This window comes from Georgenia satyanarayanai, from assembly GCF_023715365.1.
Lineage (GTDB): Bacteria > Actinomycetota > Actinomycetes > Actinomycetales > Actinomycetaceae > Oceanitalea > Oceanitalea satyanarayanai_B.
The window spans coordinates 436,545-450,081 of sequence record NZ_JAMBNZ010000001.1 but is presented as its reverse complement, the minus strand read 5'-3'; the positions used below and the strand labels follow the sequence as shown (position 1 = coordinate 450,081).

At 71.7% G+C, this 13,537-nt stretch carries 8 protein-coding genes; 5 read left to right on the top strand and 3 right to left on the bottom strand.

Annotated features, from left to right (window positions below; genetic code table 11):
- Positions 1-4 precede the first annotated feature (4 nt).
- Positions 5-1,795: a glycoside hydrolase family 15 protein gene (locus M3148_RS01975; RefSeq protein ID WP_308203198.1), complete on the bottom strand. Its 1,791-nt coding sequence runs from the start codon at positions 1,793-1,795 to the stop codon at positions 5-7.
- Between the two features lie 163 nt (positions 1,796-1,958).
- Positions 1,959-2,459, bottom strand: coding sequence for a DUF421 domain-containing protein (locus M3148_RS01970; protein WP_251302958.1), 501 nt, complete (start codon positions 2,457-2,459; stop codon positions 1,959-1,961).
- Positions 2,460-2,752: 293 nt separating this feature from the next.
- Between M3148_RS01970 and M3148_RS01965 the strand changes: the two genes are divergently transcribed.
- The 5 genes from M3148_RS01965 to M3148_RS01945 all read left to right on the top strand — a co-directional run bounded on the left by M3148_RS01965 (position 2,753) and on the right by M3148_RS01945 (position 10,843).
- Positions 2,753-3,670 (top strand): NADP-dependent oxidoreductase, encoded by a 918-nt coding sequence (locus M3148_RS01965; protein ID WP_251302957.1) that lies wholly within the window; start codon positions 2,753-2,755, stop codon positions 3,668-3,670.
- A gap of 114 nt (positions 3,671-3,784) precedes the next feature.
- Positions 3,785-6,802 carry a beta-N-acetylglucosaminidase domain-containing protein gene (locus M3148_RS01960; RefSeq protein ID WP_251302956.1) on the top strand — a complete coding sequence of 1,006 codons (3,018 nt, stop codon included), beginning with the start codon at positions 3,785-3,787 and terminating at the stop codon, positions 6,800-6,802.
- Between the two features lie 444 nt (positions 6,803-7,246).
- A complete protein-coding gene (locus M3148_RS01955) occupies positions 7,247-7,792 on the top strand; it encodes a response regulator transcription factor (RefSeq protein WP_285882871.1) in 546 nt (181 codons plus the stop codon).
- 94 nt (positions 7,793-7,886) lie between these two features.
- A complete protein-coding gene (locus tag M3148_RS01950; protein ID WP_251302954.1) occupies positions 7,887-9,272 on the top strand; it encodes an SIR2 family protein in 1,386 nt (461 codons plus the stop codon).
- Between the two features lie 350 nt (positions 9,273-9,622).
- Positions 9,623-10,843: an aminotransferase class I/II-fold pyridoxal phosphate-dependent enzyme gene (locus M3148_RS01945; RefSeq protein WP_251302953.1), complete on the top strand. Its 1,221-nt coding sequence runs from the start codon at positions 9,623-9,625 to the stop codon at positions 10,841-10,843.
- Positions 10,844-10,946: 103 nt separating this feature from the next.
- Here M3148_RS01945 and M3148_RS01940 read toward each other — a convergent pair whose 3' ends face one another.
- Positions 10,947-13,304: a hypothetical protein gene (locus M3148_RS01940; RefSeq protein ID WP_251302952.1), complete on the bottom strand. Its 2,358-nt coding sequence runs from the start codon at positions 13,302-13,304 to the stop codon at positions 10,947-10,949.
- Between the last annotated feature and the right edge of the window lie 233 nt (positions 13,305-13,537).

Sequence of the window (13,537 nt, the reverse complement as noted above, 5' to 3'; positions counted from 1 at the left end):
GTGCTCATGTGTCTGCTGCGGTGGCGGGGTGGGTGCCGCTGAGGTGACGGGCGGTGTTGACCAGCCCCACGTGGCTGAAGGCCTGTGGCGTGTTGCCGACCTGTCGCTCGTAGCGGGGGTCGTACTCCTCGCTGAGCAGACCGACGTCGTTGCGCAGCTGGAGAAGACGCTCGAAGAGCGCCTCGGCCTCCTGCCGTCGCCCGATGCCGTTGAGGGCGTCGGCGAGCCAGAAGCTGCAGGCGAGGAAGGCACCCTCGATCCCGGGCAGACCGTCCACGCCGCCGTCGCTGCCGGGCCGGTAGCGCATGACGAACCCGTCCTCGACGAGCTCACGCTGGACGGCGTCGACCGTGCCGACCACGCGCGGGTCGTCCCACGGCAGGAAGCCCACCTGGGGGATGAGGAGCAGCGCCGCGTCCAGCCCGCGTGAGCCGTAGAACTGGGTGAAGGTGTTCCGCTCGGGGTCGTAGCCCCGCTCGCAGACGTCGGCGTGAATCTCGCTGCGCAGCGCCCGCCATCGGTCGACCGGCCCCTCCAGCCCGAACTTCTCCACCGCCTGGACCGCGCGGTCCACGCCTGCCCAGGCCATGACCTTGGAGTGGACGAAGTGGCGGCGGGGGCCGCGGACCTCCCACAGGCCGTTGTCCGGTTCCTGCCAGCTGCCCTCGAGGTAGTCCAGCAGGGCGCGTTGCAGGTCCCAGGCGTCCTCTGCCCCGGCCAGTCCCGCACCACGGGCCACGTGCAGACCGTCGAGGACCTCTCCCCACACATCGAGCTGGAGCTGGCCCGCCGCGGCGTTGCCGATGCGGACCGGGGAGGCGCCCTCGTACCCGGGAAGCCAGTCGACCTCGAGCTCGGTGAGCCGGCGGGTGCCGTCGATCCCGTACATGATCTGCAGGTCGGCCGGGTCCCCGGCGACGGCCCTCAGCAGCCAGTCTCGCCAGGCGCCGGCCTCCTCGACGAAGCCGGTCCCCAGGAGCGCCTGGAGGGTGAAGGTGGCGTCCCGCAACCAGCAGTACCGGTAGTCCCAGTTGCGGGTGCCACCCAGCTCCTCGGGCAGGGAGGTCGTCGCCGCGGCGACGATGCCGCCCGTGGGTGCGTAGGTAAGGGCCTTGAGCGTGATGAGCGAGCGGCGCACGGCCTCGGACCAGGCGCCCTCGTAGTTGGCCTGGGACATCCACGTCGTCCAGAAACGGTCCGTGCCCTTGAGGAGCCGGGCAGCGTTGCGGCGCGGCGGCGCCGACTCGTGCGAGGGGTGGTGGGTGAGGACGAAGGGCACCTGCTCACCGGCGTCCACCTCGAACTCGGACACTGTCAGGAAGTCGTGGCCCTCGAGCGGAGCAGGGGTGTCCAGCCACACCGAGTCGGGTCCGGCGATCGCCGAGAGCCGCTCACCTTGGCGCCGGACCCAGGGCACGATGTGGCCGTAGTCGAAGCGCAGCCGCAGCTCCATCCGCATCCGCACGCGGCCGGACAGGCCCTCCACCACCCGTACGACGTCCGCGGCGCCGTCACGCGGGGGCATGGCGTCGATGATTCGCACCGTCCCGTCGGGGGTGTCCCACTCCGTCTCCAGCACCAGGGAGTCCTCGCGGTAGCGCCGGCGCGTGCAGGTGCCGCCGTCGACGGGGGCCAGACGCCAGAACCCGGCGTCCTCGTCACCGAGAAGAGCCGCGAAGCAGGCGCCGGAGTCGAAGCGTGGCAGGCACAGCCAGTCGATGGATCCGTCACGGCCCACCAGGGCCATGGTGTGCAGATCGCCGATGACGGCGTAGTCCTCGATGCGCTGTCCCACGGATCCTCCGGCCGTCCGAGCTGCTGTGGTCCGTGCCCGGGTTCGCGGCACCCTCAATCCCTACACCCGGCCGCAGCACGGCGCGACCGTAGCCGGTGGCAGCCGGCCGAGGCCCGTGCCCGGGCGGTGCCTCCCCGTCCGCGGTGTCGGCCGGTCTGTCGTCCTACGTGTCGAGGAGCTCCGCGGGCATCCGCTCGCCGCTGCGGACGCCGTCGAGCATGGCCGGCATGATCGCCACTCCCCGGTGTAGGACGCTCATGGAGCCGGTCGGTTCGAGGATGACCGCGGCGACCTCCTCGTCGGTCCGGACGCCGGCCTGGCGGAGCCGGGACCGTAGCTGGGACTCGGTGACGTGCGTGCGCCGCAGTTCGTCGTGCAGGATCTCGCTGCCGGCCATGAGGAGGACCGGGCGGTTGTTGGCCAGCCGCTCCCACCGCGGCCGGGACGCCAGCGTCCCGACGACTGCCTCGAGCGACAGGAGGGTCACCAGGGCGATGAGCCCGGCGCTCAGGGTGGGGCTGTAGCCGAGGATGGCCCGGCCCAGCACGGCGCCCAGGACGATGACGACCAGCACGTCGAACCCGGACAGGCTCGCCAGGACACGCTGGCCGAGGGAGCGGGTGAGCACGATGAAGGCCAGGTAGAGCACCACGGTGGCGACCACGACCGCGACGGCGGCGGCAGGGGAGATGCCGAGCCTTCGACCAGCTCCTGCCAGCTCATCCCCGTACCTCCCGCGCCGACGTCGGAGCGCACGGCCGCGCACCGGGAGGTCACGCTACCGCCGGGAGCCGCTGGACCGAGGGACAGTCGCCGACGCTCGTCCAGGAAGCCCCACGACGTGACATGGTGGTCGGCATCACGCCACGGGTCGTCGGGAGCGCTCGCGCTCCACCGGTCGACCACGGTCCGCACCAGGGAGGACGACGTCCTCGGAGACGAGGTTTCATGCCGTTGATGGACGCACTGGTCGTGTCCAGCCCCCAGGGAGACCTCACCGCGGCCAAGGTCCCGGTGCCCACCATCGACGCGGACGAGCTGCTGGTCCGCATCAGGGCCGTGGGGGTCGGCATCCACGACTCCACCTTCCTGCCGAGGCAGCTCGTGCTGCCCTACCCCATCGGCATCGAGGCGGCCGGGGTGGTGGAGGAGGCAGGCTTCGCCGCGTCGGGGTACGGCGTGGGCGACCGGATCGCCTTCGTCAGCATGATGCAGCCCAAGGGCGGGGTGTGGGCGGAGTACGCCGCCGTGCGGGCCGACTCCCTCATCCTCCCGGTACCCGACGGCATGGGCTTCGAGGACGCGGCGGCGATCCCGGTGGCCGGCAACTCGGCGCTGCGAGCCCTGCACGCGCTGCCGGCGACTCCTCCCGGCGGTGCGATCTTCGTGGCCGGTGCCTCAGGCGCGGTGGGGACCTTCGCGGTGCAGCTGGCCCGCGAACGAGGTTGGGAGGTGGCCGCCTCGGCCTCCACGCCCAACCACGACTACCTGCGGTCGCTCGGCGCGACACTGACCGTGGACTACCGCGACCCGCAGTGGACCGAGCAGGTGCGCCGGTGGCGTCCCGAGGGCCTGGACGGTGCGGTGGCCGTGCAGCCGCGGACGACCGCCCCCTGCATGGGACTGGTCAAGGCGGGCGGGACGGTGGTGACCGTCTCCGGCGACCAGGTGGCGCCGGCCCACGGCGTGAGGGTGAGCGGGCTGGCCTACGGCGCTGACGTGCGCGAGGAGCTGCTCGCCGTCATGGACCGGATCGCGCGGGGTGAGTTCATCCTCGCCATCGAACGGGTCTTCCCGTTCACCGACGCCCTGGCGGCGCTCGCGAAGGTGCAGACCCGTCGCGCCCGGGGCAAGGTCGTCATCTCGCTCGGGTGACCCTCGGACGTGCGCCGCCGCGGCGCCGACGGCGCTGCGGCCACGTGCCCTTGCCGGACGGTGGCCCGCCCCATACCGTGGCAATCCTCTGCGACTCGTTCATGGGGGAACCGAATGCGCGCCACCGGCACTGCCGCCGCCCTGCTCGTCGCCGCCGTCTGCGTCGCGGGAGCGTCCGCACCGGCCGCCGCCCCAGCCCCGGCCGGCTCACAGGTCGCCGCGCAGCTCGATCCCGCCCGGCTCGACCCCGCCGACCGGCTGCTCCCGCAGCCGCGGGAGCTTACGCTCACCGGCGGCGAGCTCGTGGTGCCCGCCGTCATGGCGCTCGCCGTCGTCGAGGGGACCGACGAGCGAGTCGTGCGGGAGGCGCGCGAGCTGCTCACGAACCTCGGCGTCGAGGAGATCGAGGAGGTCGCGCAGGACGAGACGCCCGACGCGGAGCTCGCGCTCGTGGTCACCGACGACGTCAGCGCGGTCCCCGCCCCGGTGCTCGAGGGCTTCGGTATCACCCCGGCGCCGGAGGACGCTGCCGAGGGGTACGCCACGGCGGTCGGTCACTTCGAGGGCGTGGACGCCGCCGTCGTCGTCGGCAATGACGCCCGGGGCGCGCTCTACGGGCTGCGCACCCTCGCCCAGCTCGCGACCATTGACGACGACGGCGCCAGCCTGGCCACCGGCACCGTGAGGGACTGGCCCGAGCTGCCGCTCCGTGGCGTCATCGAGGGCTTCTACGGCAAGCCGTGGTCCCATGCCGACCGGCTCGAGGTCATCGACTTCGTCAGCCAGGTCAAGGGCAACAGCTACGTCTACGCGCCCAAGGACGACCCGTACCACCTCGCGCAGTGGCGTGAGCCCTACCCGGCCGAGGAGCTCGCGCGCATCACCGAGCTCGTCGACGCGGCCGACGCCACGCTCGTCGATTTCGTCTTCACGGTCTCCCCGGGCAACGACATCTGCTACTCCGACGCCGACGACGTCGCCGCGCTCCTCGACAAGCTCGACGCGATGGCCGGCATCGGCGTCCAGCAGTTCGGGATCTTCTTCGACGACATCGACCTCGAGCTCGACTGCGCCGCGGACGTCGAGGCCTACGGCCACTCCGCGAGCCCAGCCGCGGCCGCCCAGGCCCATCTCCTCGAGACGGTGCTCACTGAGTTCGTCGAGCAGCAGCCGGAGCCGCTCGAGCTCCTCACCGTGCCCACGCAGTACTCCGGCACGGAGCAGACCGAGTACACCGACGTCTTCGCCGCCGAGGCGCCCGAGGACGTCGTCGTCTACTGGACCGGCCCGGCGGTCGTGGCCGACACCATCACCGCCGAGGACGCCGACGCCGCCACGGCGCTGTGGCAGCACCAGCTGGCGGTCTGGGACAACTACCCGGTCAACGACTTCGCGCCGGCGCGGCTGTTCATGGGCCCGCTCATCGGGCGCGACGCCGACCTCGCCGAGCACGGAGTCGTCGGCTTCTCCGCCAACCCGATGAACCAGGCCCGTGCGTCGCAGGTCCCGCTCGCCACGGTCCACGACTACCTGTGGAACCCGAGCTCCTACGAGCCGGGAGCTTCCTGGGACGCCGCGCTCGAGCTCGTCGGCGGACCGGCGGCCGACGCGCTGCGGGTCTTCGCCCAGAACAGCTACGGCTCGGACATCGGGCACCCGGCCAACCCGGTGCTCACCGGGCTGATCGAGGACTTCGAGACGGCGTGGGAGTCGGGCTCGGGCGTGGACGGCGCCGCCGAGCCGCTCGTCGCCTACCTCGAGGCGATGGCCGGCGTGCCGGAGGCCGGGCTGGACGAGGCGCTCGTCGCGGAGGTCGAGCCCTGGGTGGAGAAGGTCGGCGCCTACGGCGAGGCCGGCGCCGCCGGCGTGCGCTCGCTGCTCGCCGACCTCGCCGACGACGAGACGGCCGCCTGGGAGCAGCGCCGGCTCCTGGAGGAGGCCGCCGCACGGGCAGGGGACCAGGACGTCGAGGTGTCCGGCGGCATCATGGACGCCTTCCTCACCTGGCTCCGTGGCGCGAGCCGGCTGGTGACGGTCACCGCGCCCGAGGCGGGTGCCGAGTACGACGTCGGGGACGACATCACGATCGCGGCCGAGGTTCGTTCCGGGGACGTGGAGATCGCCGAGGTCCGCTTCTACGCCGGCACCGAGCTCGTGGGCACGGACACGACCGCGCCCTACGGGGTGACTTGGCACGACGTGCCCGAGGGCATGCCGAGCCTGTACGCCGTCGCCCACGACGACGTCGGCACCGCCGTCGAGTCCGGCACCGTGCGCGTGACGGTGGGCGACCCGGAGCCGGTGCTCCTCGTCGTCGGCCCGCCCGAGGGGATGGCGACGGCGGACGTCGCCGGCGACGTCGCGACGCGCGCTCGGATCGAGTTCCTCGGCTACCCGGTGGAGACGGTTCTCGCGCCGGAGGTGACGACGCAGGACGCAGACGGCGTGGCCGCCGTCGTCGTCAGCGAGTCGGTGTCCTCCGGTGACGTCGCGACGAAGTTCCGCGACGTGCCGGTGCCCGTGGGCGTGTACGAGCACTTCGTCTACGACGACATGGGCATGGCCGCCGACCCGAACCTGCAGTTCCGGACCTTCGACGTCGACGTCGTCGCGCCCAAGCACCCGGTCGCCGCGGGGACGGACGGTGTGGTGCGGATCTACTCCCGCGAGGGCGTCACCGGCTTCGGGACGCCGGGTGCTGGGGCGACCGTGGTCGCCACCGTGCCGGAGCAGCCCGAGCTCGCGGTGCTCTTCGCTTACGATGAGGGCGACGCGATGGTCGACCTCGACGCCCCGGCCCGCCGCCTCGGCCTGCCCTACGTCGACGACGCGACGGCGGTGCTCACCGAGGAGGGGCAGGCGATCTTCGACGCGGCGATGCTGTGGCTCGTCGAGGGTGAGGCCGAGGAGCCGACGCCCACGCCGTCACCCACGGATCCCGGCTCGACGCCGTCGCCCACGGATTCCGGTCCGGAACCGACGACGCCGGCACCGCCGTCGCCCACCGCGCCCGGCGGGGGAGGCGGACTGCCGAGCACCGGTGCGTCCGGTGTGGCACTGGCCGGGCTGGCGGGTCTCGTGCTCCTCGCGGCCGGTGCGGCCCTCGTGCGACGCCGCCACCTGCTCGGCTAGGCGTCTGCCGGTTGGGCTTCGCGCATCTCACCTGGCCCGCGTCCGCTCCGTTGTCGCTCGTCGGTTCGGTCGCCGCGGGGCCTCCGGTCGACCACGGGATGATGACGTCCTCGGGGCAGAAGAGCTGCTGCTGCTGCCCGGTGAACCGGACGAGGTACTTCTGCTGCCGGTCGTCGAGCATGATGATCGTGGCGTAGATGCTGGCCGGGGTCCGTCGGTCACCCGAAAACCGTCGCCGGGGGAGCCCCGTCCCCGTCCGTGGGCGGTCCATGAACCCACCAGCTTCGACAACGCGCCGACCGCGCCCGCCGGCGCGCGGCGCCGGACCGGCGTCGCAGCGGCACTTCCGGGGGCTCAACCTCACCTTGTTCATCCCGATGTTCGTCGCCGTCGGGCCGCTGCTCGTCGTGCGGCAGGCACAGACCGTGCGAGGCGCTCGCCGCGCTGCTCCCGCTCGAGGGCGACATCGCGGTGCTCGCTGAGGCGGTGGACGGGCGGGACGCCGTGGCAGCCACCCTCGCGCACCGTCCCGACGTCCTCGTCATCGATCTCGAGATGCCGGGGCTCGACGGCCTCGGGACGGTGGGGGAGGTGCGGCGCAGGCTTCCCGAGCAGGTGGTGCTCATGCTCACCCGGCACGCACGACCCGGCGTGCTTCGCAGTGCGCTCAAGCTCGGCGTCCAGGGCCTCGTCAGCAAGTCGGCCGATCCGGCGCACATCGCCGGCGTCATCACGGCGCTGCACGAGGGGCGGCGCTGGATCGACCCCGACGTGTCGGCCGCCGCGGTGATCAGCGACAGTCCACTGACCGATCGTGAGGTGGAGGTCTTGCGCGTGACGGGAGAGGGGTGCTCGGTCGCCGAGATCGCGAACCAGCTGCACCTGGCGCAGGGAACGGTGCGGAACTACCTCTCGAACGCGATGCAGAAGGCCCAGACCGGCACGCGCCACGAGGCCGCTCGCTACGCGCGGGAGCACGACTGGTTGTGAGGGCGCTCGAGTCGAACGCACTGCCCGCGAACTCCGGACGCGCCACCTCGCACGTTCGCTGCCCCGTGTCGGTAAGAGGTGCAACGATGCCCACGTGAGTGCCCCGGATCTCAGTGCCCAGATGATGTCGCAGTTCATTGACTCCGGCACCGAGAAGCACACGACTCTGCTCCTCGGTGCCGGAGCGTCGACGACGTCGGGCCTTCCAGGGTGGGACGAGTTTGCTGCTCGACTGCTGATCCGAAGTGGTTCGGTGGAGACCCTCGACGCCGCTGAGCTCCTCGTCTCTCGGCAGGACCCACTCCTCGTGGCGGAGGCTGCGCGAGCGGCTGCGGGAGGACGTTGGGAGCAGATCCTGCGGGCGTCGCTGTATGAGGGGGTCCAGGACTTGGACGCGTCGCCGCTCCATCTTGCGGCGGTCGGTCACCTCCTCACCGGCGAGAGTGAGGATACCCAGCTCGTCACGCTCAACTTCGACACTCTTCTCGAGCACGCCATCGAAGGCGAGGGGTTTCCCGCCCTGTCCGTCACCGGTGAGGCGCTTGCTGGTGTTGGGCACGAGGTTCACCACCTGCACGGCGTCATCGCTCTCGACCAGGTGCGGGATGTCGTACTGACTCTCAAGGACTTCACCGATCTGCTGAGCGAGGCGGAGTCGTGGCAACTGGCCTACTTGCGGAGAGCGATGTCGAGAGGAGCGCTAATCATCGCCGGTACGTCTTATCGTGATCCTGACCTTCGTCAGTGGTTACACACCGTGCTGGCAGACCGACCGGCGGACCATGCCGCTGTCGTTCTCCTTGCCCGCCAAGGCTTCGACCTGGCGAGGGAGGAGTTTTCGGCCGTGCAGCAGGCGCTCGCCGATCAGTGGGACGCGATCGGGATGCGAGCAGTACTTCTTCAGGACCACTCCGACGCTGCCCAGATCATCCGGGAACTGCGCGACGTCAGCTCCGCCGCCTACGTCGCTCCACAAGATCGGGCGCTTCGCGTGTGGGACGAGCACGCGGAGCGCTTCGCGGAACTCCAGCAGATCTACTCGGATCAGCTGGCATCCGATGCAGAGACCTTGCGAAGTTCACTGGGTACCGAACGACTCAATCTCACACTCTGGCTCGCAGACGGGGCAGGGAACCTCGCGCGGTGGGCGACTCAGGATCGGTACTACCGAAGCGTGACGGACCTGCGGATGGTCGAGACTGGTCATGACAGCCGTTGGGTCGCCGGCAGAGCGCTCGGCTCGGAGTCGGTCCTTTTCAAGGACACCGACGATGGCTCAACCGTGCGATGGAAGTCGGTCTTGGCGTTGGCGATCCCCGTCCGTATCGCACCATGGGCTAGCTTCGTGACAGCGGTGCTGAGCGTTGGCCTGCCGGAAGCCGCGCGTGCCTACGAAGCGTCGGCGCTCATGTGGCGAGACGCATTGTCGGGCATCGCCGATGACTGGAGCACGCGGCTCGGTGACGCCGTACCGAAGTAGATCAGGAACTACACTCGACTCAGGAGGGCATCGTGACCAAAAGCAGCAAGAGTGGCTCGTTTCAGAGTCTCGGCGGGGGAACGTACCGGGTGACCGGCGTTCGACGAAGTGCGCTCACCGGGCGCTACGTCACGGGGAACAAGACACAAGCAAGCTCGACGGCGCGTCAGAACCCGCAGCCGACAACGAAGAGGACCAAGTAGTTCGCTGTCGACTAGCGCGCGTTCGGGACGGGTTCTGCTGCTGGCGCGCGCTGGGCGAACCGACACGTCGTTCACGCCTTCGACTTGACGATGTCGTCGGGCGGACGGGTCCAGCAATGTCGGACGCGCGGTGCGACGATGCCGCCTATGCGTAGTGACCGCTGGATCGACGTGGCCCGCGGGGCCGGCCTGCTCTCGCCGTCGGGCGTCGTGGCCCCGACGATCTTCGCCGAGATGTCCGAGCTCGCCACCCGCACGGGGGCCGTGAACCTCGGTCAGGGCTTCCCGGACGTCGACGGGCCGGAGCACCTCAAGGACGTCGCCGTCGCCGCGATCCGCGAGGGCCACAACCAGTACCCGCCGGGCCCCGGCATCCCGCAGCTGCGCGAGGCGCTCGCCGCGCATCAGGCTCGCCACTACGGCCTGAGCGTCGACCCGAACACCGAGGTGCTCGTCACCGCCGGTGCCACCGAGGCGATCGCCGCGACGATCCTCGCGCTCGCCGGCCCGGGCGACGAGGTCCTCACCCTCGAGCCGTACTACGACTCCTACGCCGCCTCCATCGCCATGGCCGGCGCCACCCACCGCACCATCGCGCTGCGCCCCGGCCCCGACGGCTTCCACCTCGACCCCGACGACGTGCGCGCCGCCTTCACCGACCGCACCCGCATCGTCCTGGTCAACACCCCGCACAACCCCACCGGCACGGTCCTCACCACCGAGGAGCTGACCCTGCTGGCCGAGCAGGCCGCGGCGCGTGACGCCGTCGTCGTCACCGACGAGGTCTACGAGCACCTCACCTACGACGGCGTGCGGCACGTCCCGCTCGCCACCCTGCCCGCCGCGGCGGGGCGCACGCTGACGATCTCCTCCTCGGGGAAGTCGCTGTCCTTCACCGGCTGGAAGGTCGGGTGGATCCACGGCCCGGCGGAGCTCGTCACGGCCGTCCGTACCGTCAAGCAGTTCCTCACGTACGTCGCCTCCGGGCCGTTCCAGTACGCCGTCGCCGCCGGGCTGGCCGACGAGGACGGGCGGACGGGGGAGTACGTCGCCGGGCTGCGGGCCTCCCTGCAGTCGCGCCGCGACCTCCTCACCGGGGCGCTCGACGCCGCCGGCTTCGCCACCGCGCGGGCGGCCGGGACGTACTTCGTCGTCGCCGACGCCGCCCCGCTCGGCTTCACCGACGCCGTCGACCTGTGCCGCCGGCTGCCCGAGCTGGCCGACGTCGTGGGTATCCCCGTCAGTGCCTTCTGCGCCGCGGGATCGCCGACGGCGGAGGCGTTGGGTTCGTGGGTGCGCTTCACCTACGTCAAGCAGGAGAGTGTCCTGGAGCGGGCCGCAGAGGGGCTGGCGCGCTTGCGCGGCTGAGCCGGTCGCTTGCGTCGCACCTACACACCTCTGGCGTCCGTTTCTCTGGGCGACCGAAGACGCGGAAGTGCGACGCAAGGTCCGGAAACAGACGCGCTCGGGCTCAGGCGGCGGCGCGCAGGTAGTCCGCGACGTCGGACCGGCGGCAGGAGCCTTCGCGGACCCACACCTGGAGCGCCGTGATCTCACCCGCCGTGAGCTCCTCCGCAAGGTCCTCGTCGACGGCCTCCGCCAGCTCCGCTCGCGTGAGGCCCGGACGCGCCTTCCGCGCGACCCAGGAGCCGATCGTGAAACGCCAGGGATGGAGGTCGGCGGGCACCCGGGAGACGAGGCGGGAGAGTGCCAGCAGGCGGTCGGCCACGGCCGAGGTCGTCCCGAGCAGCTGGGCGAGCTCGGTGGGCGAGTGCGCGAGGAGGTCGCGTTCACCCGTGATGCCCAGGCGCGTGAGGTGGTCCTTCAGTCGAGCGATGCCGGGCAGGGAGAAGAACTCGTCCTTGTCGGGCGGGAACGCCGCACGGTAGGTGTCGGTACGGCGGAAGTCCGCGAGCTGGGGATCCAGTGCGCGCCATGCGGCAAGCTGCGGCTCGGCGGCTGCGAGACGGAGGTGGTGGACCGCCCGCTCGAGCGCAGGCGTGGGGGCCGTGGCGTCGTGGCAGGCGGCCTGGTGGTGCTCGAGCGGGGTGAGGGGCGGCTCGAGGAAGCCGGTGTCCGTCCCGACGACCATGAGGATCCGGGCGTTGCGCCCTATCGCCCGGAGCAGCGTGATGCTCTCGGCGGGGACTGCCGAAGCCGTGAGGAGCGTGTCCACGTCCGTCACGAGCGCCTTCGCCAGCTCCCGGGAGCACTCCAGCCCGGCGGCACCGTCACCGCCGTCGGCGAAGGCGAGGTTGATCCGGGCGACGAGCCGGTTGAGCCGCGCCCGGCAGATGAGCAGAGTCGCGCCCGCTGGATCGTCCTCGCTGAGGCGCTCGAGCCTGTCGAGGAGGGCGGCGAGCTCGTCGACGTAGAGCTCGAGGTCCGGCGCGGTGCTGGCGCTGCGGAACCGGCAGTGGAGCAGGCCCAGCGTCGCGGCGAGGTTGGCGCTGTCCAGGCCGACGGCCCGGGCGAGGAGCGGCGCGGCCGCGTCGTAGTCGCGTGCGAAGTCGCTGGTGGCCACGGCCTGGAACCCGACAGACAGGCCGTCGGTCGCACCCCCCAACCCGGGGAATCGATGCACCTCGTGCAGCTTGGCCAGCACCAGGGCGGCGCTCATGCGGTGCAGGTCGGGCAGGACCACCGCTTCCGAGGAGAGAGACCCGCTCGAGGTGAGCACCGGCGTGCGGAGGCCGAGCGCGTCTCGGTCCACGACCGCAACGAGGGCGGAGCGGCCGTTGTGGGTGACCTCCACCGTCTCGCGGTCCACGGACTCCTCGTCGACGGACACCTCCCACGGGGCGCGCGGGACGAGCACGTGGAGGACGGCGAGGAGGAGCTTCGCGACGGCGCCCGCCGGGAGCGCGCTGATGACGGCGGTGTCGAGCGCGGAGACGTCCGTGCCGCGGGGGAACTGCGCCCCTCGCGGGCCCCGGGCCCCGAGCTCGTTGAGGATGCCGATGACGTGCGTGGTCGCACTCGTCGACTCCTTGCCGTCTGCGCCCCGCACCGTCACCGCGATCCGCAGCGAGCTCGCCAAGAGCCGGGCGAGGCGGTCCACCGCCCACGCCGTGAGGGCGAGGACCCCGACGGCGACAGCAGCGATCACCGGTGTGTCCCCGCTCGCGCGTGGTGCCCAGACGACGAGGAAGACGAACGCAGCCGTTGCGGCGAGCACCACCACGCCGGTGGCGACCTTCGCACCACGACGGCTGGCGCCGATCCTGGCCAGCACGGCGTACTGCGTCGGCGAGAGGCGACGGGTCCGGACGCGGGCGAGCACGTAGACGGCGGCAAGGAAGCCGACGACGGCGAGCGCGAGGTCCCGGAGTGGTTCCGCCCACCGCTCGACGAAGACCGCGAGGGAGGATGCAACGTCCTCGCTCCAGGTCGTTGGCTGTTCGGTGGACACGGCGACGTCGCAGGCGGCGAGAACCTCGCTGCGCGTGCCCGCCGACGTGCCGCAGACGTCGGCGAGCTGGCCGCGCAGCGGCGCGAGGGCGGCGTCGTCCGCCAGCGCCGAGACGACCGTCGCCAGCGAGGTCCGGGCCTGTGCCTCGAAGTACTCCGGGGCACAGTCGCGGCGATGCGCTGCCGCTGCGGCGCGATGCTCGTCGATGAGGGCGCGGGCGTCCTGAGGCCGAGCCTGCGCGTTGAGGCTCTGCGCGAGGGCACAGGCACGGTCGGTCGGGTCCCGGGTCGGCTCCTCCGTCTGTGCCTGTGCCTCGGGCGCAACCAGGAGGGCGAGGACCGCGAGCAGTCCCGTGAGCACGACGACGACGGCGCGCACCCGACCGCCGACCGCGCTGCTGACGCTCGTGCAGATCATCGTGTGCTCCCGACGCCAAGGTCGAACCTCCTGGTCCCACCGTTGCACCGGCACGCCCGACGGTGGACGGACGGAGCGGGTGATGCTGCGGCTGTCGCGGTTGCCGGCGAGGGTGACCGCCCCCCGCCTGCCGATCGCCGGGCGGTGGCGCAAAGTCTGGTCCTGTACCCAGGGGCACTGACGCGACCGTCGCCGGGCACCGCGCCACTCGGTGCCATGAGCGGGGGATCGCC